This is a genomic window from Streptomyces sp. YKOK-I1 (assembly GCF_054660435.1).
Genome location: NZ_BAAGDR010000001.1, coordinates 5,906,569 through 5,929,936 on the forward strand (window position 1 = coordinate 5,906,569; position 23,368 = coordinate 5,929,936).

At 73.3% G+C, this 23,368-nt stretch carries 22 protein-coding genes; 10 read left to right on the top strand and 12 right to left on the bottom strand.

Annotated elements, in window-relative coordinates; genetic code table 11:
* The first annotated feature begins 106 nt into the window (after positions 1–106).
* A complete protein-coding gene (gene folE, locus ACYQ8Q_RS26140) occupies positions 107–712 on the top strand; it encodes a GTP cyclohydrolase I FolE (RefSeq protein WP_460068251.1) in 606 nt (201 codons plus the stop codon).
* 27 nt (positions 713–739) lie between these two features.
* Here folE and ACYQ8Q_RS26145 read toward each other — a convergent pair whose 3' ends face one another.
* The 6 genes from ACYQ8Q_RS26145 to ACYQ8Q_RS26170 form a co-directional block, all read right to left on the bottom strand.
* Positions 740–1,225: a DUF3180 domain-containing protein gene (locus tag ACYQ8Q_RS26145; protein WP_460068253.1), complete on the bottom strand. Its 486-nt coding sequence runs from the start codon at positions 1,223–1,225 to the stop codon at positions 740–742.
* A gap of 77 nt (positions 1,226–1,302) precedes the next feature.
* Positions 1,303–1,914: a 2-amino-4-hydroxy-6-hydroxymethyldihydropteridine diphosphokinase gene (gene folK, locus ACYQ8Q_RS26150; protein ID WP_460068254.1), complete on the bottom strand. Its 612-nt coding sequence runs from the start codon at positions 1,912–1,914 to the stop codon at positions 1,303–1,305.
* Positions 1,911–2,270, bottom strand: a complete 360-nt coding sequence (gene folB, locus ACYQ8Q_RS26155; protein ID WP_460068256.1) for a dihydroneopterin aldolase — start codon at positions 2,268–2,270, stop codon at positions 1,911–1,913. The genes folK and folB overlap by 4 nt, the downstream gene beginning before the upstream one ends.
* A 205-nt stretch (positions 2,271–2,475) precedes the next feature.
* The gene (locus tag ACYQ8Q_RS26160) at positions 2,476–2,991 is read right to left on the bottom strand and encodes a nuclear transport factor 2 family protein (protein ID WP_460068257.1); all 516 of its coding nucleotides are present in this window, start codon (positions 2,989–2,991) and stop codon (positions 2,476–2,478) included.
* A complete protein-coding gene (gene folP / locus ACYQ8Q_RS26165; RefSeq protein WP_460068258.1) occupies positions 2,988–3,848 on the bottom strand; it encodes a dihydropteroate synthase in 861 nt (286 codons plus the stop codon). Before folP ends, ACYQ8Q_RS26160 begins: the two co-directional genes overlap by 4 nt.
* A gap of 133 nt (positions 3,849–3,981) precedes the next feature.
* The gene (locus ACYQ8Q_RS26170; RefSeq protein WP_460068259.1) at positions 3,982–5,796 is read right to left on the bottom strand and encodes a phosphatidylglycerol lysyltransferase domain-containing protein; all 1,815 of its coding nucleotides are present in this window, start codon (positions 5,794–5,796) and stop codon (positions 3,982–3,984) included.
* Between the two features lie 236 nt (positions 5,797–6,032).
* On the opposite strand from ACYQ8Q_RS26170, the gene ACYQ8Q_RS26175 reads away from it, so the two are divergent.
* Positions 6,033–7,151 carry an alpha/beta hydrolase gene (locus ACYQ8Q_RS26175; RefSeq protein WP_460068260.1) on the top strand — a complete coding sequence of 373 codons (1,119 nt, stop codon included), beginning with the start codon at positions 6,033–6,035 and terminating at the stop codon, positions 7,149–7,151.
* Positions 7,152–7,254: 103 nt separating this feature from the next.
* A complete protein-coding gene (locus ACYQ8Q_RS26180; RefSeq protein WP_460068261.1) occupies positions 7,255–8,880 on the top strand; it encodes a hypothetical protein in 1,626 nt (541 codons plus the stop codon).
* A gap of 76 nt (positions 8,881–8,956) precedes the next feature.
* Here ACYQ8Q_RS26180 and ACYQ8Q_RS26185 read toward each other — a convergent pair whose 3' ends face one another.
* On the bottom strand, positions 8,957–10,300 hold the full coding sequence (locus tag ACYQ8Q_RS26185; RefSeq protein WP_460068262.1) for a PH domain-containing protein: 1,344 nt from the start codon (positions 10,298–10,300) through the stop codon (positions 8,957–8,959).
* Positions 10,297–10,821, bottom strand: coding sequence for a PH domain-containing protein (locus ACYQ8Q_RS26190; RefSeq protein ID WP_460068263.1), 525 nt, complete (start codon positions 10,819–10,821; stop codon positions 10,297–10,299). Before ACYQ8Q_RS26190 ends, ACYQ8Q_RS26185 begins: the two co-directional genes overlap by 4 nt.
* A gap of 32 nt (positions 10,822–10,853) precedes the next feature.
* On the opposite strand from ACYQ8Q_RS26190, the gene ACYQ8Q_RS26195 reads away from it, so the two are divergent.
* Complete coding sequence (locus ACYQ8Q_RS26195; protein WP_460068264.1) at positions 10,854–12,005, top strand: NADH-quinone oxidoreductase subunit D; 1,152 nt, start codon at positions 10,854–10,856, stop codon at positions 12,003–12,005.
* A gap of 15 nt (positions 12,006–12,020) precedes the next feature.
* Here the strand turns inward: ACYQ8Q_RS26195 and ACYQ8Q_RS26200 are convergent, their stop codons facing one another.
* Positions 12,021–13,058, bottom strand: coding sequence for an SAM-dependent methyltransferase (locus ACYQ8Q_RS26200; protein WP_460068265.1), 1,038 nt, complete (start codon positions 13,056–13,058; stop codon positions 12,021–12,023).
* 118 nt (positions 13,059–13,176) lie between these two features.
* On the opposite strand from ACYQ8Q_RS26200, the gene ACYQ8Q_RS26205 reads away from it, so the two are divergent.
* Positions 13,177–14,379 carry a sensor histidine kinase gene (locus ACYQ8Q_RS26205; RefSeq protein ID WP_460068266.1) on the top strand — a complete coding sequence of 401 codons (1,203 nt, stop codon included), beginning with the start codon at positions 13,177–13,179 and terminating at the stop codon, positions 14,377–14,379.
* A gap of 92 nt (positions 14,380–14,471) precedes the next feature.
* The gene (locus ACYQ8Q_RS26210; RefSeq protein WP_340377026.1) at positions 14,472–15,143 is read left to right on the top strand and encodes a response regulator transcription factor; all 672 of its coding nucleotides are present in this window, start codon (positions 14,472–14,474) and stop codon (positions 15,141–15,143) included.
* Positions 15,144–15,171: 28 nt separating this feature from the next.
* Here ACYQ8Q_RS26210 and ACYQ8Q_RS26215 read toward each other — a convergent pair whose 3' ends face one another.
* The 3 genes from ACYQ8Q_RS26215 to ACYQ8Q_RS26225 all read right to left on the bottom strand — a co-directional run bounded on the left by ACYQ8Q_RS26215 (position 15,172) and on the right by ACYQ8Q_RS26225 (position 18,152).
* Positions 15,172–16,278 carry a DUF5937 family protein gene (locus ACYQ8Q_RS26215; protein ID WP_460068268.1) on the bottom strand — a complete coding sequence of 369 codons (1,107 nt, stop codon included), beginning with the start codon at positions 16,276–16,278 and terminating at the stop codon, positions 15,172–15,174.
* 93 nt (positions 16,279–16,371) lie between these two features.
* Positions 16,372–17,358 carry an aldo/keto reductase gene (locus ACYQ8Q_RS26220; RefSeq protein ID WP_460068270.1) on the bottom strand — a complete coding sequence of 329 codons (987 nt, stop codon included), beginning with the start codon at positions 17,356–17,358 and terminating at the stop codon, positions 16,372–16,374.
* Between the two features lie 32 nt (positions 17,359–17,390).
* On the bottom strand, positions 17,391–18,152 hold the full coding sequence (locus tag ACYQ8Q_RS26225) for a thioesterase II family protein (protein ID WP_460068271.1): 762 nt from the start codon (positions 18,150–18,152) through the stop codon (positions 17,391–17,393).
* A gap of 537 nt (positions 18,153–18,689) precedes the next feature.
* Between ACYQ8Q_RS26225 and ACYQ8Q_RS26230 the strand changes: the two genes are divergently transcribed.
* Genes ACYQ8Q_RS26230 through nadC form a run of 4 tightly spaced genes read left to right on the top strand, consistent with a single transcriptional unit; the run spans position 18,690 to position 23,357 of the window.
* Entirely contained in the window at positions 18,690–19,646 is a 957-nt protein-coding gene (locus tag ACYQ8Q_RS26230) for a Rossmann-like and DUF2520 domain-containing protein (RefSeq protein WP_460068272.1), read from the top strand.
* Entirely contained in the window at positions 19,643–20,653 is a 1,011-nt protein-coding gene (gene panC, locus ACYQ8Q_RS26235; RefSeq protein WP_460068273.1) for a pantoate--beta-alanine ligase, read from the top strand. Before ACYQ8Q_RS26230 ends, panC begins: the two co-directional genes overlap by 4 nt.
* Positions 20,650–22,365, top strand: coding sequence for an L-aspartate oxidase (locus tag ACYQ8Q_RS26240; protein WP_460068274.1), 1,716 nt, complete (start codon positions 20,650–20,652; stop codon positions 22,363–22,365). Before panC ends, ACYQ8Q_RS26240 begins: the two co-directional genes overlap by 4 nt.
* Positions 22,366–22,370: 5 nt before the next feature.
* Positions 22,371–23,357, top strand: a complete 987-nt coding sequence (gene nadC / locus ACYQ8Q_RS26245) for a carboxylating nicotinate-nucleotide diphosphorylase (protein ID WP_460068275.1) — start codon at positions 22,371–22,373, stop codon at positions 23,355–23,357.
* The last annotated feature ends 11 nt before the right edge of the window (positions 23,358–23,368 follow it).

A 23,368-nucleotide genomic window follows, 5' to 3' on the forward strand; every position in this document is an offset into this window, starting at 1 on the left:
CTGGGGGGCGCGGCATTCCCATATGGCCGAATCCATACGGTGTTGTAGGACATCCAGGAACATCGAACATCTAGGGAACATCGAACATCTAGGAACGAGGCAGCACATGACCGACCCCGTGACGCTGGACGGCGAGGGCTCCATCGGCGAGTTCGACGAGAAGCGCGCCGAGAACGCCGTACGCGAACTCCTGATCGCGGTCGGCGAGGACCCGGACCGTGAGGGTCTGAAGGAGACACCGGCGCGGGTGGCGCGGGCGTACCGGGAGATATTCGCGGGGCTGTGGCAGAAGCCCCGGGACGTGCTGACGACGACGTTCGACCTGGGGCACGACGAGATGGTCCTGGTCAAGGACATCGAGGTGTTCTCGACCTGTGAGCACCATCTCGTGCCGTTCCGGGGTGTCGCCCATGTCGGCTACATCCCGTCCACCTCGGGGAAGATCACCGGGCTGTCCAAGCTGGCCCGGCTCGTGGATGTCTTCGCCCGACGTCCCCAGGTGCAGGAACGTCTCACCACGCAGATCGCGGACTCGCTGATGGAGATCCTGGAGCCGCGCGGGGTCATCGTGGTCGTCGAGTGCGAGCACATGTGCATGTCCATGCGGGGCATCCGCAAGCCCGGAGCCAAGACCATCACCTCTGCGGTGCGCGGTCAGCTGCGGGACATGGCGACGCGCAACGAGGCGATGAGCCTGATCATGGCGCACTGAGGCGCGCCCGGCTCGTCGGACCGGTCGTCAGGCCGGGGAAGCGGCTCCCTTGTCGTGGTCGTCGTCCTCCGGGAGCTTGCAGACGTGCTCCAGGAAGAGGGCGGCCGCTATGACGGCGATGCCGGCCAGGACCGAGAAGCCGGCGTAGATGGCCTGGTCGCGGCGGGCGGGGATGTCGAGGGACTCCAGGAGGAAGACCCCGGTGCCGCCGTACATACCGGAGACGAGGGCGGCGACCAGGGCGCTGGCCTGGCCGAAGACGACCGCGCGGGCCGCCATGAGCGGGTCGACGCCCTTGGCCTCGGGGCGCCGCTCGCGCTGGGCCTTGAGCCGGGCGCGCAGCGAGAGCGCCGTGGACAGCAGGACCACGGCGATCAGGGCGAGGACGATGGGGGCGGCCAGGGGGACGCTGGGCAGGGTCCCGATCGAGTTCCAGAGACGGGCGCCCGCCCAGGACAGAACGCCGGCCACGACGAACACGCCGGCCAGCACCCTGATGTGCAGCTCTCTCACGGTGTCCCTTCAGCTCCCCCGGGTTCCGCGGGTCCTTCCGCGGACGAGTGTCGTGGTGGTCGTCTTGACCTTAACGACTACTCGGGCAGCTGGAGTTCCAGGTCCTTGCGAGCGGTGACGCCCTCGCGCGTGACCGCGTCGAGAAGCACGGCGACGGCGCCGTGGCCGGGAAGCTCGGCCGCGGGGTCCACGTCGTGCCAGGGGGCGAGGACGAAGGCGCGTTCGTGGGCGCGCGGGTGCGGCAGGGTGAGCCGCGGGTCGTCGTCCACGACATCGGCGTACGCCACGATGTCGACGTCGAGGGTGCGCGCGCCCCAGCGCTCGTCCCGGACGCGGTGGAAGGCCTCCTCGACCGCGTGGGCCCGCTCCAGGAGCGAGGACGGGGGCAGGGTCGTCTTCAGCAGGACGACCGCGTTGAAGTACGAGGGCTGGCTGCCGGGCTCGACGCCCCACGGCTCCGTCTCGTACACCGGGGAGACGGCCTTGACGCGGACGCCCGGGGTGTCCTCCAGGGCGTCCACGGCCCCCTGGAGGGTCTCCAGGCGGTTGCCGAGGTTGGCGCCGAGGGAGAGCACCGCGCGTTTGGGGTTGTGCAGGGTGGTGTCGGCGGCGTCCACCTGCTGGACGACGGAGGCGGGCACCGGCTGAACGGTCGGGTCGCTGTGACCCTCGGTGAAGGACGCGGTCATACTCGGCTCCGGGTGATGGTGACGGTCACGTCGTCGAAGGGGACCGTGATCGGGGCGTTCGGCTTGTGGACCACGACCTCGACCTCTTGTACCCCTTCGTGCCGCAGACAGGCCTGGGCGATGCGCTCGGCGAGCGTCTCGATGAGGTTGACCGGTTCGCCCTCGACGACGGCCACGACCTCCTCCGCCACGATGCCGTAGTGCACGGTCTTCGCCAGGTCGTCGTCGGCGGCGGCCGGCCGGGTGTCCAGGCCCAGGACGAGGTCCACCACGAAGGTCTGCCCCTCCCTGCGTTCCTCGGGGAACACACCGTGGTACCCGCGGGCCTTCAGGCCGCGCAGCGCGACACGATCCACGCGAATCACTCCTGCAATCGTCGGTTGCCTCGAACGAATCTACCTGCGCGCACCGACAGGGCCGGGCGGCGGGCGCGCGGGGACGGCGGTCCGCGGCGCACTCTTCACCCGGTGTTTCCCTTGGTGAACCCGGCGGCTCGGGGGTCGGGCGCCGCCCCTGCCCACGGGTTCGTGATTCCAGCCACTTCCCGGATCAGGAGATCTGTCAGGAGGGGCTGTCGTCGTCCTCGTCGGTGTCCGGCTCGTCGTCGTTCTCGGCGAGGACCGGGGAGGCGTGGTGCGACCAGAGCTTCCAGCCGTCGGGGGTGCGGCGGAACACGTTGGTGGCGACCACGAGCTGGCCCACGAGCGGCCCGAGCTCCTCGCCCGCGCGGGGCGCGGGGCCACCGCTGAGGATGTTCTCCGTGCAGGTCACCAGGGCGGTGTCGCCGGTGACCGAGACATGCACATCGGTGAGGAAGAACTGGATGTAGTCGGTGTTCGCCATGATCAGGGCGTACGAGCGCAGGACCTCGCCGCGCCCGGTCAGCACCGGCCAGCCGGGGTGCACACAGGAGACCACCCCGGTGTCCGCGGGGTCGTGGTACTCCTCGTCGACGCCCAGGTCGGACGGGGTGAGCCAGAGCGAGGACACCCCTTCGAAGTCACCCTGTTCCAGTGCCTCGTAGAAGGCGGTGTTGGCGGCCTCGACCTGCTCGACATCGGTGTGGGGGGCGGTCACCGCGCTCCTTCCACGGCGCGTGCGACCCGTACCGCGTCGGCGGTCGCGCGCACCTGGTGCACGCGCACCGCCCACGCGCCGGTGTGCGCGGCGATCGCGGACACGGCGGCGGTGGCCGCGTCGCGCTCGCGCGCGGGCGGCGGCGCGCTCTCGGGGCCGGCCAGGACGCGGCCGAGGAAGCGCTTTCGGGAGGCGGCGACGAGCAGCGGGTGGCCCAGCGTGTGCAGCCGGTCGAGGTGGGCCAGCAGGGTGAGGTCGTGGTCGGCCTCCTTGGAGAAGCCGAGGCCGGGGTCGACGACGATGCGGTCGGGGGAGACGCCGCCGGCGAGAACGGCCTCCACGCGCGCGTGCAGCTCGTCGACGACTTCGGTGACGACGTCGTCGTAGGAGCCCTGGACGTTGCCGCCCTCCAGGAACCCGCGCCAGTGCATGACGACGAAGGGGGCGCCGGCCTCCGCGACGGCCGGGATCATCGCGGGGTCGGCGAGGCCGCCGCTGACGTCGTTGACGAGGACGGCGCCGGCGGCGAGGGCCTGGGCGGCGACGGAGGCGCGCATGGTGTCGACGGAGACGACGGCGCCCTCGGAGGCGAGGCCCCGGACGACGGGGATGACACGGCGCAGTTCCTCGGCCTCGTCGACCCGGGTCGCGCCGGGGCGGGTGGACTCGCCGCCGACGTCGACGAGGTCGGCGCCCTCGGCGACGAGCTGGAGGCCGTGCTTGACGGCGGCCGTCGTGTCGAACCAGCGGCCGCCGTCGGAGAAGGAGTCGGGCGTCACGTTGACGACGCCCATGACCGCGCAGCGGTCCCAGTCCGGAAGGCCGGCGACCTGCCCGCGTCCGCTCTGCTTGCTCATACGTTCAGCCTAGGCCCCGCGGGGCGCCGGGAGGCCGGGAGGCCCGGGCGCGGGCCCCAGGGCTGGGAGAGGGGCGGGGCCTGCGCCCGGGCCGGTCCGGGTGGGGACGGGGCCCGGTGGGTCGGTCGCCGGTTCAGGCGGCCCGGACATCCTGTCTCTCGGTGATTCCGTGGGCGCACGCGCCAGCCGGCCGGGTGCGGCGGCGCAGGAAGCGGGGCAGCGGCAGGGCCAGGTTCACGAAGCCCTCGGCCTGCATGGCGGCGAAGCCGATGCGCGGGAGGTCGCCCGAGGCGCGGTACACCACGAAGCGGGGCTCCCAGCGTGGCTGGAACTTGGCGTTGAACTTGTACAGGGACTCGATCTGGAACCAGCGGGAGAGGAAGACCAGCAGCCCGCGCCAGGCGCGCAGCACCGGCCCCGCGCCGATCTTCTCGCCGCGGGCCAGTGCCGAGCGGAACATCGCGAAGTTGAGCGACACGCGCGTGACGCCGAATTTCGGGGCGGCCTGGAGCGCGGCGACGATGAGGAGTTCGTTCATGCCGGGGTCGGCCGAGCGGTCGCGGCGCATCAGGTCCAGGGAGGCGCCGTCGGTGCCCCAGGGAACGAAGTGCAGGATCGCCTTCAGGTCGCCGTAGGGGCCGGGCGTCTCGTCGGCCTTGTGGGCGGTGGCGATGAGGCAGTCGCCGTCGGAGGGGTCGCCGACGCGGCCCAGCGCCATCGAGAAGCCGCGCTCGGTGTCGGTGCCGCGCCAGTCCTCCGCGGCCAGCCTGATCCGCTCCAGCTCGGCCTCGCCGAGGTCACGGACACGACGTACGCGGGTTTCGTAACCGGCGCGCTCGATGCGCTTGACCATCTGCCGGACGTTGCGCATCGCGCGGCCGGCGAGCGAGAAATCCGCCACGTCGACCACCGCCTCGTCGCCCAGTTCGAGGGCGTCGAGGCCGGTCTCACGGGTCCACACCTCGCCGCCGGTCTCCGAGCAGCCCATGACGGCGGGCGTCCAGGAGTGCGCCTTGGCCTCGTCCATGAAGCGCTCGATGGCGCCGGGCCAGGCCTCGACGTCGCCGATGGGGTCGCCGCTGGCGAGCATCACGCCGGAGACGACGCGGTAGGTGACGGCGGCCTTGCCGCTGGGGGAGAAGACCACGGCCTTGTCGCGGCGCAGGGCGAAGTGGCCGAGGGAGTCGCGGCGGCCGTGCTTGTCCAGCAGGGCGCGCAGCCTGGCCTCGTCCTCGCCGGTCAGACGGGCGGCCGGGTGCTCGGGCCGGAAGGCGAGGTAGATCGTGGTGACGGCGGTGATCCAGCCGAGGGCGCCGAGCGAGAAGGCGACGGTCCAGGAGGTGCTGCCCTGGTAGTCGACCGGGCCCTCGAAGCCGAGGAGGCCGTACAGGACGTGGGTAATGCGATCGGCCAGGCTCGGGTCGCCGATCATGCGCCGCGGGTGGACGCTGACGATGACCAGTCCGAGGACGAGGGAACCGGCGCCCATGAGGACGAAGTTGGCGAGCGCGCGCCACCGGCTGCGCGGGTCCGGCAGGGCCCTGAACTGGTCCCGGTGGACGATCAGCGGGATCAGCAGCGCGAGCGAGATGAGCGCGCCGATGATCGAGTGCCGGTACACGAACTGGGCGACCGCGCCTGCCGGGAGCAGCGCCACGGCGGCCCGCCAGGCACGCCGCTTGCTGCGCTTGAGGCCGTGGGCGAGCAGGAGCAGCAGTACGCCGGCGCTGAGCGAGAGCGCCGCCGCGAACGGGCCGAACGAGCCGGGCAGCACCTCGGCGAGCGTGTGCATACGGCTCTGCCGGAACCGCGGGAAGATGCCCGCCGCGACGTCCAGCAGTCCCACGAGGGCACAGGCTCTGCCGACGAGGGCGGGTACGGACTCGGGGCGCGGGCCACGCATCAGCGGCCGCACCCGGCTTGATCGGTTCGGAACCCCGTCCGACATTTCCCCATCTTCCCTGACAGACATCGCATCCCGTAGTTCCGCGAGAGACCTTGGATCCGGGCCCGATTCGGGCATCCGGCGACATTGCGCCCTCTAGGACGGTGTCTCGGGGAGAGAGGTTCACTCCCCTCTTCAAAGCCGCTGAAAAGGCCAAGGAAAGTCCGGGACAAGCCCTCGCGAAGGAGTCGGGGGGAACGGATGCGCGCCCGGGCCAGGAGCAGGCAGGAAACCGTTGTATGGGTCTCACGAGCAACACAGTGCTGCTGTTGTCAGTCCTGTTCGCCTTAATGCTGTTCGCCGGCACGGTATGGCTGTGGCCGCGACTGGCGCGGCGTTCCTGGCGGGCCGTCAGCGGGCGCGTCGGTCTGCTGCTCTGCACCCAGGTGGCCCTCTTCGTGTCCGTGGGCCTGTCCGCCAATCAGGCCTTCGGTTTCTACGCCAGCTGGGCGGACCTGTTCGGCCGGGAGACGGAGCCGGGTGTGGTCGTCGACCACACGAACGGCGCCCCGGCCGGGCCGCTGCGGGTCGTGGACAGTCGGCGGGTGGAGGGCGGCGGCGGGCGGCCGGACTTCGGCGGGCAGATCCAGAAGGTGGTGCTGGCGGGCCGTACGACGCACATCAGTACGCCCGCCTATGTGTATCTGCCGCCGGAGTACTTCGCCGCGAGGAACCGCACGCGTACGTTCCCCGTGGCCGTCGTCCTCACGGGCTACCCGGGTACGGCCGAGGCGCTCGTCGACAAGCTGCACTACCCGCGCACCGCGCGGCAGCTCGCCGGGGACGGGCGGATGCAGCCGATGATCCTGGTGATGCTGCGGCCCACGGTGGCTCCGCCGCGGGACACGGAGTGCGTGGACATCCCGGGCGGGCCGCAGACGGAGTCGTTCTTCGCCAAGGACCTGCCGGAAGCCGTCGGGGCCCACTACCGGGTGGGCAAGGAGCCGTCGAGCTGGGGGATCATCGGGGACTCCACCGGCGGTTACTGCGCCCTGAAGCTCGCGATGCACCATCCGGAGGCGTACGCGGCGGGCGTGGGGCTGTCGGCGTACTACAAGGCGCCGACGGATCCGACCACCGGGGACCTGTTCCACGGCGACGAGACCCTGCGCAAGGAGGCCGATCTGCGCTGGTTTCTGAAGAATCGTTCCGCTCCGGACACCTCGCTGCTCGTCACCAGCAGCAAGTCGGGAGAGTCCAACTACAAGGCCACGCTGGACTTCATAGATCTGGCGAAGGCCACGGACCGGACCCGGATCTCCTCGATCATTCTCGAAAGCGGCGGGCACAACTTCAACACCTGGCGCCGTGAGATCCCGCCCGCCCTGGAGTGGATCAGCGGCCGGCTGAGTAATTGATCTTGATTTCCGTCGCCTTCCGTGGACTGTGAAGGCTTCGGTATGGCTGTGTTTTTACGGGGCGGGGCGCCAACATTCGCCTACGCGCGGTAAGTTTCTGGCCATGCCACGTGGACGTCACCGCCATTCCCCGCCACTGCACAGGCTGTTGCCTCCCTCGGCGATCGCAGGCGTCTCGCTCATCTGTGCCTTCGGTCCCTGGGTGTTCTCGGATCCCGCCGTGCTGCGCATCGTCGCCGCCGTCGCCGCGGCCACCGCGATCGTGGGCGCCGCGGTCCTGCGCCGCTGGGACACGTACGCCGGCAAACAGGTCGCCGACCTCACGCGCGCGCGGGCGAGCGACGAGTGGCGCTTCGAGGAACGCGTCGCCGAGCTGGAGACCGACCTCGACGAGTCGCGGGAGCTGCGCGGCAAGCTGGAGAAGCGGCTGCGGGCCAAGCGCACCGAACTGGCCGGCCTGCGCAACGAGCACGCCGCCCTGCTGCGCCGTTACGCCACGGCGGAGACCGAGCGGGCCAGCGCCCTGGAGGGCCGCCGGCTGCTCGAGATAGAGAACACGGCGGAGCCGGAGCCGCACGCGCTGCCTCCCGCGCGCGGGGCGGAGCCGGAGTCGGACGAGCAGGAGACCGCGGCCTCCGAGACGGTCGTCTCCGAGACGCCCGAGGCCGAGGAGACCGCCGGGACCGCCGACGAGGCGACCAAGACCCCGGCGGCCTTCTCCCCGGAGGGTTCGCAGCTGTACGCGCGGGCGCGGTCGGCACTGGCGAAGCTCGACCCGGACGCGGCTGTGGCCGAGGCCGCCGACGACTCCGGCGCACAGGAGCCCGAGAAGGTCGCGTCCGGCAAGGCCGGTGGCGAGGACTCCGCCCAGGAGGACGAGGCCGAGGGGCAGCCCGAGGCGGCCGACGAGCACACGCGCGCGGTCGCCCCCCACACGGCCGACGGGACCGACGAGGGCCGCGCCACGGACGGACCCGCTCCGGAACCGACCCGGACGGACACGGCCGCGGCCGCCCCTGAGCGCACTGCTGCCACGTCGGCCGCCTCTGAGGAGGCCGCCGCGGCGCAGTCCGCCTCCGAGCGTGTCGCCGCCGCCGCGGCGGCCGCCGCTGAGCGCCCCGCTGCGGCTCCGGCAGCCTCCGAGCGTGCTGCCTCCCCGGCGGCTCGTGCCGAGCGTGCCGCCTCTGGGCCGGCCGTCGCTGAGCGCGCCGTCTCCGGGGCCGAGTCCGTGGCCGCGACCGTAGGCGCCGAGCGTGTCGGCTCGGCGACCGGCGGCTCCGGAACCGGCGCCGCCCCGGCGACCGCCGTTGCGGTGGCCGCTGCTCCCACCGCCCCTGCCGCTCCCACCGCCCCCGCTGTTCCGGCCGGGTCCGCGGCGCTCGTCCCGCGGCCCGCCGCGCCGGTGGTGCGGCCGTCCGGCCACTTCACCGTGCCGACCGCCGTGGCCGTCGTCCCCGCCGCGCAGCCGGTACGGCGTCCCGCGGTGCAGGGCGGGTTCGACTTCTTCGGTACGAAGAGCGCGACGCCGCACGCCCTGGAGTCGGTGCAGAACGAGGACCTCGCCGACGTCGTCGGCCAGGAGGCGCTCGCGCTGCACAAGGCCGAGGCCGAGGCGGAGTTCAAGCCGGCCGGCGAGGAGGCCCGCGGTGTCGGCCAGGTGATCGACCTGACCGCGCACGACGAGACCGAGGTGATCGACCTCCAGGGCCTGCGCAGCGCGGTGTCCTGACCCGCCGTCACCCGTCGTCGTCCCTGGCGCCCTCAAGGGCCGTGCGGTCACCGCACGGCCCTTCGGCTTGTGAGCGTCACACCATCCAGCGGTCGGGCCGGGCGTCCCGGCGGCCGGTGCGGGACCGCTCGGCCTGGGCGCGGAGCAGCTCCGCGGCCTCCTGAGCGTCCCTCAGACGGGCGGTGACGGTCTTGTCGGCCCCCGTGTCCACATGGACCGCGGCGAGCCGCCACAGCCGCTGCCAGGGGCCCTGCGTCAGCCGTACGCTCTGGACCTTGGCGTGGGGAACGAGGGCGAGGCTGCGGTGCAGCAGTCCGTGCCGGGTGGCGAACACGGCGTCCGTGACGGCGATGCCGTACCCCCGCCACCACAGCGGCACGCACCGTCCGGCCCGGCGCGGCGGGCGCGACAGCGAGTCGGCCGTCGGCACGGTCACCCCGGGCAGCACGCGCGCGACGACGGCCTCCGCGACCGCGCGCGGGGCGACCGGCACGAGCACGGAGTTGGCCGACCCCGCCACGTCCAGCTCGACGCGCACCCGGTCGCGGCGCCGCCACAGCAGCGGCTGCACGATCCGCACGGTCTGCACCCGCCCCGGCGGCACCGTCTCGTGCGTCCGGTCCAGCAGGCCGCGGTCGATGCGCAGGCCGTCCGGGGACTCGGCGACCGTCCAGTCGTACTCGCCGACGAACCGTCCGGCGCTGCGCGCGCCCGCCGCGCCGAGCAGCGGCAGGCCGGTCGCGAGTACCGTCACCACGCTGTGGGTGAGCAGCCACAGGACGGGCGGGACGACCAGGGCGGCGGCGACCGCGCCCCAGGCCGAACCGGTCAGCACCAGCGCGATCAGCAGCTCGCGCGCGGGGACGCGCAGCAGCTCGCGCGCCGGCGCCTCGCCGACCTCGCGCGCCGTCTCGGGGGCGAAACCCGCCGCCCGCGCGAGCAGTTCGGCCCTGAGCGCGCGTGCCTCGCCCTCGCCGAGGAAGGCGAGTTCGTCCTTCTTCTCGGCGCCCACGACATCGAGCCGCAGTTTCGCCACGCCCGCCACCCGGGCGAGCAGCGGCTGGGTCACGTCGATCGCCTGGATGCGCTCCAGACGGATGTGCGCGGTGCGCCGGAACACCAGGCCGGTGCGGATGCGCAGTTCGCCGTCGGTCACCGCGAAGTGGGTGAACCACCAGCTCAGGAAGCCGTACGCGGCGGACGCCGGGACCAGGACGGCGAGCGCGATCAGCAGGGTCGTCGTGGTCAGCCGGGTCAGCTGCTCCTGTGCCTGGTTGGGGTCGTGCACCGCCCAGCCGACGAGCACCGCGACCGGGGCCCAGGCGCGCCGGAACGGGGTGACGGGGTGCAGCCGGCGTTCGGCGACGGCCGGCCGCACCGCCGCCGCGGGGACGTCGTCCTCGACGCCCTGGGCGGTCACAGGCCCGCCGATCGGGCCTCGCCGAGCTCGGTGAGCCGGTCGCGCAGCCGCTCCGCCTCGGCCGGGTCGAGACCCGGGATCGTCGCGTCGGTGGCGGCGGCCGCGGTGTGGAGCTGGACGCTGGCGAGCCCGAAGTGCCGTTCGACGGGCCCGGAGGTCACCTCGACCAGCTGCATGCGGCCGTACGGCACGACGGTCTCCTCGCGCCACAGCACGCCCCGGCTGATCAGCAGGTCGTCGGCGCGCTCGGCGTACCGCCAGGAGCGCCAGTTGCGCCCGAGGAGCACCCAGCCCCAGCCCGTCCCGGCCAGGGGCAGCAGCGCGAGGGCGGCCCACGCGGGGCCGACGCACAGGCCGAGCACCAGCCCGGCGGCGACGGCCGCGAGCCCGGACCACACCACCAGCAGCAGCCGTCGCATCCGCAGCAGCCCCGGCGGCAGCCCGGTCCACACCGGACCGGCCCCGCCGGTCCCCGCTGCGGCCTCGGTCGTCCTGGCGCCCCCCGGGCTCCCCGTTTCCATACCGCCAGCGTACGTAGGGGAGACTGGATGCCATGACTCCTACGACGGAGACCACGGTCGGGATCGGCGGCGCGGCGGAGAGCACCGACATGGTGCTCAACATCGGCCCCCAGCATCCCTCCACGCACGGCGTGCTGCGGCTGAAGCTGGTGCTGGACGGCGAGCGCATCCGGCACGCCGAGCCGGTGATCGGCTATATGCACCGCGGCGCGGAGAAGCTGTTCGAGGCGCGCGACTACCGGCAGATCGTCATGCTGGCCAACCGTCACGACTGGCTGTCGGCCTTCTCCAACGAGCTGGGCGTGGTCCTCGCGGTGGAGCGGATGCTCGGCATGGAGGTCCCCGAGCGCGCGGTCTGGACGCGCACGCTGCTCGCGGAGCTGAACCGGGTGCTGAACCACCTGATGTTCCTGGGGTCGTACCCGCTGGAGCTGGGCGGCATCACGCCGGTCTTCTACGCGTTCCGCGAGCGCGAGGTGCTCCAGAACGTGATGGAGGAGGTCTCCGGCGGGCGGATGCACTACATGTTCAACCGGGTCGGCGGCCTCAAGGAGGACCTGCCGGCCGGCTGGGCGTCCCGCGCGCGTGGTGCCGTCGCCGCCGTCCGCTCGCGCATGGACGTCTTCGACGACCTCGTCCTCGGCAACGAGATCTTCCGGGGGCGCACCCGCGCGGTGGGCGTCCTCTCGGCCGAGGCCGTGCACGCGTACGGGGTGAGCGGGCCGATCGCGCGCGCCTCGGGCGTCGACTTCGACCTGCGCCGCGACGAGCCCTATCTCGCGTACGGGGAGCTCCAGGACGTCCTGGAGGTGGTGACCCGCGAGGAGGGCGACTGTCTCGCCCGCTTCGAGTGCCTGCTCGCGCAGACCCACAACGCGCTCGACCTCGCGGACGCCTGCCTGGACCGGCTGGCCGAGCTGCCGCCCGGCCCGATCAACCAGCGGCTGCCCAAGGTCCTCAAGGCGCCGGAGGGGCACACGTACGCGTGGACCGAGAACCCCCTCGGCATCAACGGCTACTACCTCGTCAGCAAGGGCGAGAAGACGCCGTACCGCCTGAAGCTGCGCTCGGCCTCCTACAACAACATCCAGGCCCTCACCGAGCTGCTGCCGGGCACCCTGGTCGCGGACATGGTGGCCATCCTGGGGTCGATGTTCTTCGTGGTCGGGGACATCGACAAGTAGGGCCCGGCGCCCGGCTCACCACAGGGGGTCCGCGATGCCGGCCGGCTGGAGCAGCCAGCCGAAGTCGCCGAGTCCGCCCGCCGCGGTGAGCTCGGCGGCCTCCCCGGCGCCCGCGAGGGCGCGGACGTAGGCGGCGGGGTCGGTGGAGGCCAGCGCGAGCGGGGGGCGTGCGCCGGTGACGCCCAGGGCGTGCAGGGCAGCGCGCTGGGTGAGCAGCCGCGGGCTCGGCGGGTCGTACGCCGTCCCCCGCGCCGTCGCCCGCGCCCCGGCCTCCGCGCACGCGTCCAGTGCGACATGGGCCGTGATGTCGCACGTCCCGTCCGGTACGGGGGCCGTCCCGCGGCCCTCCCGGAAACCGGTGAGCGTGCCGAACGGAGGGCGCTCGGCCGCCGTGTGGGCGTAGTCCACGGCCACCGCGAGCCCGCGCGCGACGGACTGGACGGCGGACGCCCAGGCCGTGTCCCGGGGCAGCCCGATCTCCGCGCGCAGCCCCGGCTCGTCCGGCAGCGGCCACCAGCGCGCCAGCCACTGTGCCTGCGCACCGGACACCGGCTCCCCGAGCCGCTCGGTGCCGTCCGGCCGTACGAGGACCAGCCGGGGCACGCCGACGGGGTCGACCTCCGCCACCTCCAGCGGCACGTTGTCGAGCCATTCGTTGGCGAACAGCAGCCCGGTGATCCCGGGCGGGGGCGCGGGGAGCCACTCGATCCGGGGATCCAGTCCGTGCGGGCGGTCGGCGAGCTCGACGGCGTACGCGCGCGTGCGGGCAGCCACCTCGGCGGGCAGCGCGGCGAGCAGCCCGGTGACGAGTTCGCCCCGGCCCGCGGCCATGTCGACGAAGTCCAGCCGCTCGGGCCGCCCCAGCGCCTCGTCGACCCGGCACAGCAGCCGGGCGGCGGCCCCGGCGAACAGGGGCGAGGCGTGCACGGACGTCCGGAAGTGGCCTGCGGGGCCCTCCTGCCGCAGATAGAAACCGCCCGGCCCGTAGAGGGCGGACCGGGTCGCGGCCCGCCATCCGCGCCAGCCGCCCGGGGCGCTCACTTCGTGCGTCATCCGGTCAGACTAGGCGTACAGGTGATCACAGCCTCCACCTTGCGGAGTATGCGCGCCGGGACCGGATCGGCCCTTCGGCTGACCCCCGCACACACGGCGCTTCCCTACGCTGGGTTACGTGCAGCGCCTTTATGACTTCCTCCGCAGACACCCGACCGGGGTGGACGGCTTCTGGGCCGTCGTCCTGTTCGGGATCACCGCGGCCGCCGGAACCGCGGGCCAGGACCGCGGCGGCACCGACTCCGCGGCGATGCTCGTGCCGGTCGTCTTCCTCCTGTGCCTGGTCATCGCGCTGCGCCGGCTCATGCCCGAGAAGATGCTGGTGCTGGCCGCCGCGCTCGGCGTGGCCCAGCTCGTGCTGAACGTCGGGGTCACGGCCGCCGACTTCGCCCTGCTGGTGATCGTCTACACGGTCGCCGCCACCGGCGCCCGCTGGGCCTCCCGGCTCGCGCTGGTCATGGCTCTGAGCGCGGCCACGCTGGCGCAGGTGCGCTGGCCGCACGAGCACGCGAGCGTGCCGGGCCAGTTCGCGGTCATCGTCTTCCAGACCGTGCCGTTCGCCCTCGCCTGGGTGCTCGGCGACTCGATACGCACCCGGCGCGCGTACTTCGCGCAGCTGGAGGAGCGCAACGCCCGGCTGGAGAAGGAGCGCGAGGCGCAGGCCAAGGTCGCGGTCGCCGCCGAGCGCGCCCGGATCGCCCGGGAGCTGCACGACGTCGTCGCGCACAACGTCTCGGTGATGGTGGTGCAGGCCGACGGTGCCGCGTACGTGCTCGATGCCGCGCCCGACCAGGCGAAGAAGGCCCTGGAGACGATCTCCTCCACCGGCCGGCAGGCCCTCGCGGAGATGCGCCGGCTGCTGGGCGTGCTCCGCACCGGCGAGCACCAGGAGGTCGGGGAGTACGTTCCGCAGCCGGACGTGGAGCAGATCGAGGACCTCGTCCAGCAGTGCCGCGGCTCGGGGCTTCCCGTCGACTTCAAGATCGAGGGCACCCCGCGGCCGCTGCCCAGCGGCGTCGAGCTCACCGCGTACCGGATCGTGCAGGAGGCGCTGACGAACACGCGCAAGCACGGCGGGCCCAACGCGGGGGCGAGCGTGCGGCTGGTCTACTTCGACGACGGTCTCGGGCTGCTCGTCGAGGACGACGGCAAGGGCGCCCCGCACGAGCTGTACGAGGAGGGCGGCGCCGACGGCCAGGGCCACGGTCTGATCGGCATGCGGGAGCGGGTCGGCATGGTCGGCGGCACGCTGGACGCGGGCCCGCGCCCGGGCGGAGGATTCCGCATCAGCGTCCTGCTCCCGCTCAAACCGGCGCATTGACGCCGACGCACGCCCTCCGTTGACACCTGTCACGCCCCCGGCACCTGTCACGCTACCCCCGCACAGAGACCCGACCCACGGAAGAGGACCCGATGACGATCCGCGTGATGCTCGTCGACGACCAGGTGCTGCTGCGCACCGGGTTCCGGATGGTGCTCGCCGCCCAGCCGGACATGGAGGTCGTGGCGGAGGCGGGCGACGGCGTCGAGGCCCTTCAGGTGGTGCGCTCCACGGACGTGGACGTCGTCCTGATGGACGTCCGTATGCCGAAGCTGGACGGGGTCGAGGCCACCCGGCGGATCTGCGCGGAGCCCGAGCCGCCGAAGGTGCTGATCCTGACCACCTTCGACCTGGACGAGTACGCGTTCTCCGGGCTGAAGGCGGGCGCTTCCGGCTTCATGCTGAAGGACGTGCCGCCGGGGGAGCTGCTCGCCGCGATCCGCTCCGTGCACAGCGGTGACGCCGTGGTCGCGCCCTCGACCACGCGCCGGCTCCTCGACCGGTTCGCGCCGATGCTGCCCAGTGCCGGCAAGGAGCCCCGGCACCAAGGGCTGGAGCGGCTCACCGACCGTGAGCGCGAGGTGATGGTGCTGGTCGCGCAGGGGCTGTCCAACGGGGAGATCGCCGCCCGGCTCGTGCTGTCCGAGGCGACCGTGAAGACCCATGTCGGCCGGATCCTGACCAAGCTGGGCCTGCGCGACCGGGTGCAGGTGGTGGTGCTGGCCTACGAGACGGGGCTGGTGCGGGCCGGCGGACACGGCTGACCCGGGCGGGGGCCGCCGGGGTCGCCGGTCAGCGCAGGAGACCCTCCAGGAAGTCGCTGCCCAGCCGGGCCACCACCGTCACGTCCAGCTGGTGCAGGACGTACCGGCCGCGGCGGCGGGTCGTGATGAGGGAGGCCTTCTTGAGGACGCCGAGGTGACGGGATATCTCGGGGGCCGTCATGCTCAGGGACTGGGCGATCTCGCTGGTGGTGTAGGCGCTGCGGGCCAGCAGCCGGCAGATCCGCATCCGGACGGGGTGGGAGAGCGCGGTGATGCGCAGCGTGAGCTGTTCGACCGAGGGCGGCGAGGCCGGCTCGGGGGAGCCGACCGGGTAGTGCAGGACCGGCTGCCAGCCGTACCGGTGCAGGACCATCAGGTGCGGCCAGCCCAGGCTGGTCGGGATGAGCAGGAGCCCGCCGTCCGCCGTGGCGGTGCGGCCGTGGGCCATCTTGTCCACGGAGATCAGCGCGCCGCCCTCGTCCAGTGACACGGCGGAGGAGACGGAGGTGAGCGCCTCCGCCAGGCCCTTGCGGCGCAGCAGGTCCGTCTTGCGGCGGGCGTCGGCGGCGAGCGGGAGGCTCACCCGGGCCCAGACGTCGGCGAAGAACGCCTCGTCGCAGTCCCGGAGGAACTGCCGCAGCCAGGCGCGCACCCCGGGCGGGTCGTCGAGCAGCCGCCGGGTGAAGTGCACCTGTTGCGGCCCGCGCGAGGCGGCCAGGTCCAGGACGCGGCGCTGCTGGGCGGGGTCGGCGAGGACGTCGAGGTCCGGTGCGTCGTACTCCGGGGTGCACATGAACTCCGTCGCGGCGTTCACGAACTGCTCGTCCGTGAGTTTGTCGAGGAGGTCCAGTTCCTCGGTGAGGGTGGCACCGGGCAGGGCGTCGCGGCCCGGGAGGCCGGCGTACGGCAGGAAGAGGTCGGAGAACGTCGTCCGCCACAGGAAGTCGGCCTCGCACATCCGGTCGGCGAGATACGGGTCCAGACGGGCGGTGACCCCGGTGACCCAGCCCTGGAGGCCGGGGTGGTGTCCGGGCTCGGAGAGCGCGTGCAGGGCCATGCCGAGTTCGGCCAGGGGCGAGGGCACGACGGTGACCCGCTCCGGCCGCAGCCCCGTGATGTCGATGCGGACGCTCATGCCTTCATGGTGCACCCCGCCACTGACAACCCGGCTCCCGACGGACGGCAGCCGTCCGTCGGGAGGGATGCGCCGGTACGGACGGGGGCGGTCTCAGTTCACGCCGTCCAGCCTCGCCCGCTGCTCCGCCGTCAGGTCCAGGTCGACCGCCGCCAGACTGTCGTTCAGTTGTTCGATCGAGGAGGCGCCGACCAGCGGCAGGATCGGGATGTCGCCGCCGAGCAGCCAGGACAGGACGACCTGGTTGACGCTCGCGCCGGTCTCCTCCGCCACCTCGCGCACCGCCTGGAGGCGGGGCTGGGTGCCCGCGTGCGCGAAGCCCGGGCCGAGCGGCTTGTCGTCGCGGACGTACGCCCCCGACAGCAGCGGGGAGTAGGCGACCTGGGTGAGGGACGGGTGGGCGCGGACGTAGCTGAGCAGGTCGGCGCTGACCAGGCCCTGGTTGCCGTCGGGCGAGCGCAGACTGGGGATGTCGGCGCGCTGGCGGAGGTAGCTGTGGTGGTGCTGGAGGACCTCGTAGCCGGGCAGACCGGCCGCCCTGGCGAGATTGCGGGCGGCCTCGATCCGCCAGGCCCAGTGGTTGCTCGCGCCGAGCAGGCCGGCGACACCGTCGGCGACGACCTCGCCGAACCCCTGGACGGTCTCCTCCAGGGGCGTCGTCTCGTCCATGATGTGCGCGTACAGCAGATGGATGCGCTCGATGCCGAGCCGCTCCCTGCTGCGCTCGGCGGATTCCCGGATGGTCTTGGCCGAGAGCCCCTCGACGTCGAGGCTGAAACCGGTCGACGCGGCGTTCGGGCGGGCGCCGAGTTTGGTGGCGAAGGTGATCTCGTCCCCGATGCCCCGGCTGCGGATCCAGCGGCCGAGCAGCTCCTCGCTCTCGCCGCCCTGGGTGCCGTGGACCCAGAAGGCATAGTTGTCGGACGTGTCGACGAAGGTGCCGCCGGCCTCGACGAATCGGTCGAGAAGGGCGAAGGAGGTCGCTTCGTCGGTCACCGTCCCGAAGAGCATGGAGCCGAGGCTGAGGACACTCACCTCACGGCGGGTGGCCGGGTCGCTGCCGATGACGCGGTATCTCATGAGAGTCCTCTTCGGGGATTCCGGGAAATCGGTTACGGATTTAATGATTCCGGCGCGCTGGACATCACGTCGGCGATGTTCTGTGCGACGGCGTCGATATGCGGAACCAGAAAGAAATGGCCGCCCCCGAACGTGCGGAGGGTGAACTCGCCGGTCGTGTGGCCGGCCCAGGCCCGGGCCATGGCGGCGTCCACGCGCGGGTCCTCGTCGCCGATGAACGCGGTGACGGGGCAGTCGAGCGGGGGCGCGCCCCGGTAGCGGTACGTCTCGGTGGCGCGGTAGTCGCCGCGCACCGCGGGCAGGATCACCGCGAGCAGCTCGGGACTGTCCAGCATCCGGGGGTCCGTGCCGCCGAGCCGCTTCATGTCGGCGATCAGCTCCTCGTCGCTCGCCCGGCGCGCCGGGCCAGGCGTGGGCACCGAGGGCGCGCGCCGCCCCGACACGAACAGGGCGCGCGGACGGGCCCCGGCCGTGTGCAGCCGGGCGCCCACCTCGAACGCGAGCGTGGCGCCCATGCTGTGCCCGAACAGGGCGTACGGCTCCTCGGCCCACTCGGTGAGCTCGGCGGCGACGGTGTCGGCCAGCTCGTGCAGATCCTCGACACAGGGCTCGTCGAACCGCTCCTGGCGGCCCGGATACTGCACGACCAGCACCTCGGCCCGGGGCGCGAGCCGCGCCGAGAACGGGTGGAAGAAGGCGGCGTTGCCCCCGGCGTGCGGGAACACGAACAGCCGCACGGCACCCGGCGCGGCGGCATGGAAACTCCGCAGCCACGGAGTCTCGGGCGCCTTCACGCCCGCCTCGCGTCATGGACTTTCAAAGGGGCGTCCTTTCGTCCGGCGGGGAGGCCGTCGGTCAACGTACACGACACCTGTCGGGCGAAGATCATCGGGCCTATTCAGCGGTGAATTGGTTTGTGGCCACCCCTTTGTTTCGTGCGCCTTTCCCGCCGCCGGTTGTCCGTGGCCCAGGTGGCCCGCGGCTCCGGTTTCGCGGCGGCCACCCGGCCGGTGTGTGACGCTGGTCTCGCCGGGGCCCCGAGGGAGATCCGGGAATCCGTCCCCGGGCGTCCCGTCGGTCCCGGCGGCGTGCTCTTCGAGCGTGGCGGAAACGCCCTGTTCGCCGTCCGTGCCGACACCGCCCCGCCGGCCCGCGGAGCGGCCGCCGTACTGCTGCGCGCCCTCCCCGGGACGCCCGCGGTCCAGGCCCTCACCGGCGGACGCCGAAGCCTTGGCGCGAGACGGGCACGCCGCCCCGAACCCCAATCGCGTTAACATGACGAGAAATCGTCCGGTACCCCGCGCGGACTGGAACGGGAAGGCCGCCCTCGCGTGAGTGCATTTCAACAACCAGACCCCAGGGACCGCCCCGCGCGGCTCGCCGTCGGCGTCGTCGGCGCCGGCCGCGTGGGACCCGTCCTGGCCGCGTCCCTCCAGCTCGCCGGACACCGCCCGGTGGCCGTCTCCGGAGTCTCCGACGCCTCCCGGCGCCGGGCCGCGCTGCTGCTGCCCGACGTGCCGCTGATGCCGCCCGCCGAGGTCCTCCACCACGCCGACCTGGTGCTGCTCACCGTCCCCGACGACACCCTGCCCGGTCTGGTGCAGGGCCTCGCCGAGACCGGCGCCGTACGGCCCGGGCAGCTCCTGGTGCACACCTCCGGCCGCTACGGCGCGAAGGTCCTCGAACCCGCCCTGCGCGCGGGCGCGCTGCCCCTGGCCCTGCATCCGGCGATGACGTTCACCGGCACGCCCGTGGACGTCCAGCGCCTCGCCGGCTGCTCCTTCGGCGTCACCGCCCCCGACGAGCTGCGGCTGGCCGCCGAGGCCCTCGTCATCGAGATGGGCGGCGAACCCGAGTGGATCGCCGAGGAGAACCGCCCGCTCTACCACGCGGCCCTCGCCCTCGGCGCCAACCACCTGGTCACCCTCGTCGCCCAGTCCATGGAGCTGCTGCGCGCGGCGGGCGTCGAGGCCCCCGACCGGATGCTCGGCCCGCTGCTCGGCGCCGCCCTCGACAACGCGCTGCGCTCCGGCGACGCCGCGCTCACCGGCCCCGTCGCCCGCGGTGACGCCGGCACGGTCGCCGCGCACGTCGCCGAGCTGCGCCGGCACGCCCCGCAGACCGTCGCCGGGTATCTGGCGATGGCCCGGGCGACCGCCGACCGCGCGCTCGCCCACGGACTGCTCAAGCCGGAACTGGCCGAGGACCTCCTCGGCGTCCTCGCGGGCCGGGCCGACGGCGCCCCGGGTACCCCTGGCATGCCGGGCACCGAAGGAGACGCCGGATGACCCCCACCCTCCTGCGCACCGCCGCCGAACTGCACGCACGCGTGCGCACCGGCCGCCGGGCCGTCGTCATGACGATGGGCGCCCTGCACGAGGGCCACGCCACCCTGATCCGCACCGCCCGCGAACTCGCCGGGCCGGACGGCGAGGTCGTCGTCACCGTCTTCGTCAACCCGCTCCAGTTCGGCAAGGGCGAGGACCTCGACCGCTATCCGCGCACCCTGGACGCCGACCTCAAGATCGCCGAGGAGGCGGGCGCGGACGCCGTGTTCGCCCCGGCCGTGGACGAGGTCTACCCCGGCGGCGAACCCCAGGTCCGGATCAGCGCCGGCCCGATGGGGGAGCGGCTGGAGGGCGCCTCGCGCCCCGGCCACTTCGACGGTGTGCTCACCGTCGTCGCCAAGCTGCTCCACCTCACCCGGCCCGACGTGGCGCTCTACGGCCAGAAGGACGCCCAGCAGCTCGCCCTGATCCGCCGGATGGTCCGCGACCTGGACTTCGGCATCGAGATCGTCGGCGTCCCCACCGTCCGCGAGGACGACGGGCTCGCCCTGTCCAGCCGCAACCGCTACCTCTCCGCGCCGCAGCGGCGCACCGCGCTCGCCCTGTCGGCGGCGCTGTTCGCCGGCCGCGACCGGCACGCCGCCCAGGAGGCGCTGCGGGCACGCGCGCGTGAGGTGCCCGCCACGCACGCGCGTGCCGAGGCGCTCAGCGCGCTCGGGGAGTCCCGCGCGGCGGCCGACGCGCACGCCGTCGCCCAGGCCGCCCCCGGCGGCGCGGGCGCCGTCCTGGCCGCCGCCCGGCTCGTCCTCGACGAGGCGGCCCGGCTCGACCCCCCGCTGGAACTGGACTACCTCGCCCTCGTCGACCCGTCCGACTTCACGGAGATCGGCGACCGCGAGGACGGCTTCACCGGCGAGGCCGTGCTGGCCGTCGCCGCCCGGGTCGGGACGACCCGGCTGATCGACAACCTCCCCCTCACCTTCGGAACCTTCGGAGCCGCCTCGTGACCAGCACAGGCATACGACTGCACGCGCCCGCCCCGGGATGGTCGATCTCCGCCGACGTCGTGGTCGTCGGCTCCGGCGTGGCCGGGCTCACCGCGGCCCTGCGCTGCGAGGCCGCCGGCCTGAACACCGTCGTCGTCACCAAGGCCCGGCTCGACGACGGCTCCACCCGCTGGGCGCAGGGCGGCATCGCCGCGGCCCTCGGCGAGGGCGACACCCCCGAGCAGCACCTGGACGACACCCTGGTCGCGGGCGTCGGCCTGTGCGACGAGGACGCCGTCCGGATCCTCGTCACCGAGGGCCCGGACGCCGTACGGCGGCTGATCGAGACCGGCGCCCACTTCGACGAGTCCGCCGAGGGCGATCTGGAACTCACCCGCGAGGGCGGCCACCACCGGCGCCGGATCGCCCACGCGGGCGGCGACGCGACCGGCGCGGAGATCTCCCGCGCGCTCGTCGAGGCCGCCCGCGCGCGCGGCGTGCGGACCATCGAGAACGCGCTCGTCCTGGACCTGCTCACCGACGCCGGCGGCCGGACCGCGGGCGTCAGCCTGCACGTCATGGGCGAGGGCCAGCACGACGGCGTGGGCGCCGTGCACGCCCCCGCGGTCGTCCTCGCCACCGGCGGCATGGGCCAGGTCTTCTCCGCCACCACCAACCCGTCCGTGTCGACGGGCGACGGCGTGGCGCTCGCGCTGCGGGCCGGCGCGGAGGTCAGCGACCTGGAGTTCGTGCAGTTCCACCCGACCGTGCTGTTCCTCGGCCCGGACGCCGAGGGCCAGCAGCCGCTGGTCTCCGAGGCCGTACGCGGCGAGGGCGCCCACCTGGTCGACGCGGACGGCGTGCGCTTCATGCTCGGCCGGCACGAACTCGCCGAACTGGCGCCCCGGGACATCGTCGCCAAGGGCATCATGCGCCGGATGCAGGAGCAGGACGCCGAGCACATGTTCCTCGACGCCCGCCACTTCGGCGCCGAGATGTGGGAGCACCGCTTCCCCACGATCCTCGCCGCCTGCCGCGCCCACGGCATCGACCCCGTCCACGAGCCCATCCCGATAGCCCCGGCGGCCCACTACGCCTCCGGCGGGGTGCGCACCGACTCCCGGGGCCGGACGACCGTCCCGGGCCTGTACGCGTGCGGCGAGGTCGCCTGCACCGGCGTGCACGGCGCGAACCGGCTCGCCTCCAACTCCCTCCTGGAGGGGCTGGTCTACGCCGAGCGGATCGCCGCCGACATCGCCGACAGCCACGCCGACGACGGGCTGCACGCGCGTGTGCCCGCCCCGGTGGAGCACCCGGAGCGGCCCGCGCACCCGCTGCTCGGCGCCGAGGCCCGGTTCGCGATCCAGCGGATCATGACCGAGGGCGCCGGGGTGCTGCGCTCCGCCGAGTCCCTGGCCAAGGCCGCCGACCAGCTCCAGCGCCTGCACGCCGAGGCCCGCGACGCCCTGGACGAGAACGGCAAGACCGCCGAGCCCGGCGTCGACACCTGGGAGTCCACCAACCTCCTGTGCGTGGCCCGCGTCCTGGTCGCCGCCGCCGCGCTGCGCGAGGAGACGCGCGGCTGCCACTGGCGCGAGGACCACGCCGACCGCGACGACGCGGCATGGCGCCGCCACATCGTCGTACGGCTGAATCCGGACCGGTCCCTCGCCGTACACACCACCGATACCGCAGACTTCCCCCCGACCCGGCAGCACCAGCAGGAGCAGTGACACACGTGAGCACCGACGACCTCCCCCTCGCCCCGACCGGCGGCTGCGGCGACGGCTGCGCCTGCGGCGCAGAGGGCGACCTCGGCGACGAGGAATACCTGGAGTGCGGTCTCGACCCCGCGCTCGCCCAGCTCCTGGCCGAGGCCGGGCTCGACCCGGTCGAGGTCGAGGACATCGCCAACGTCGCCATCCAGGAGGACCTGGCGCACGGCGTGGACGTGACGACGGTCGCGACCATCCCCGAGGAGGCGGTGGCCACGGCCGACTTCACCGCGCGCGAGGCGGGCGTGGTCGCCGGCCTGCGGGTCGCCGAGGCGGTCGTCTCGGTGGTGTGCACCGACGAGTTCGAGGTCGAGCGGCACGTCGAGGACGGCGACCGCGTGGAGGCGGGCCAGAAGCTGCTGTCGGTGACGACCCGCACCCGCGACCTGCTGACCGCCGAGCGCAGCGCGCTGAACCTGCTGTGCCGGCTGTCCGGCATCGCGACCGCCACGCGCGCGTGGGCGGACACCCTGGACGGCACGAAGGCACGCGTGCGGGACACCCGCAAGACGACGCCGGGCCTGCGCTCCCTGGAGAAGTTCGCGGTCCGCGCGGGCGGCGGCGTCAACCACCGCATGTCGCTGTCGGACGCGGCCCTCGTCAAGGACAACCACGTCGTCGCGGCGGGCGGCGTCGCCCAGGCGTTCACGGCCGTCCGGGAGACCTTCCCGGACGTGCCGATCGAGGTCGAGGTCGACACCCTGCACCAGCTCCGCGAGGTCGTGGACGCGGGCGCCGACCTGATCCTGCTGGACAACTTCACCCCGGGCGAGTGCGCCGAGGCGGTGGGCATCGTCGGCGGACGGGCCCTGCTGGAGGCCTCGGGCCGGCTGACCCTGGAGAACGCCAAGGCCTACGCCGACACCGGCGTCGACTTCCTGGCCGTCGGCGCCCTCACCCACTCCTCGCCGATCCTGGACATCGGCCTGGATCTGCGGGACGCGGAGTAGGGAGCGGGTAC

Coding starts and splice junctions, on each gene's coding strand:
- ACYQ8Q_RS26190 (WP_460068263.1), bottom strand. CDS start 10,821: ATGGAAACGGGGAGCCCGGGGGGCGCCAGGACGACCGAGGCCGCAGCG.
- ACYQ8Q_RS26175 (WP_460068260.1), top strand. CDS start 6,033: ATGGGTCTCACGAGCAACACAGTGCTGCTGTTGTCAGTCCTGTTCGCC.
- ACYQ8Q_RS26195 (WP_460068264.1), top strand. CDS start 10,854: ATGACTCCTACGACGGAGACCACGGTCGGGATCGGCGGCGCGGCGGAG.
- ACYQ8Q_RS26180 (WP_460068261.1), top strand. CDS start 7,255: ATGCCACGTGGACGTCACCGCCATTCCCCGCCACTGCACAGGCTGTTG.
- folE (WP_460068251.1), top strand. CDS start 107: ATGACCGACCCCGTGACGCTGGACGGCGAGGGCTCCATCGGCGAGTTC.
- ACYQ8Q_RS26215 (WP_460068268.1), bottom strand. CDS start 16,278: ATGAGCGTCCGCATCGACATCACGGGGCTGCGGCCGGAGCGGGTCACC.
- folP (WP_460068258.1), bottom strand. CDS start 3,848: ATGAGCAAGCAGAGCGGACGCGGGCAGGTCGCCGGCCTTCCGGACTGG.
- ACYQ8Q_RS26170 (WP_460068259.1), bottom strand. CDS start 5,796: ATGTCGGACGGGGTTCCGAACCGATCAAGCCGGGTGCGGCCGCTGATG.
- ACYQ8Q_RS26200 (WP_460068265.1), bottom strand. CDS start 13,058: ATGACGCACGAAGTGAGCGCCCCGGGCGGCTGGCGCGGATGGCGGGCC.
- folK (WP_460068254.1), bottom strand. CDS start 1,914: ATGACCGCGTCCTTCACCGAGGGTCACAGCGACCCGACCGTTCAGCCG.
- ACYQ8Q_RS26210 (WP_340377026.1), top strand. CDS start 14,472: ATGACGATCCGCGTGATGCTCGTCGACGACCAGGTGCTGCTGCGCACC.
- ACYQ8Q_RS26220 (WP_460068270.1), bottom strand. CDS start 17,358: ATGAGATACCGCGTCATCGGCAGCGACCCGGCCACCCGCCGTGAGGTG.
- panC (WP_460068273.1), top strand. CDS start 19,643: ATGACCCCCACCCTCCTGCGCACCGCCGCCGAACTGCACGCACGCGTG.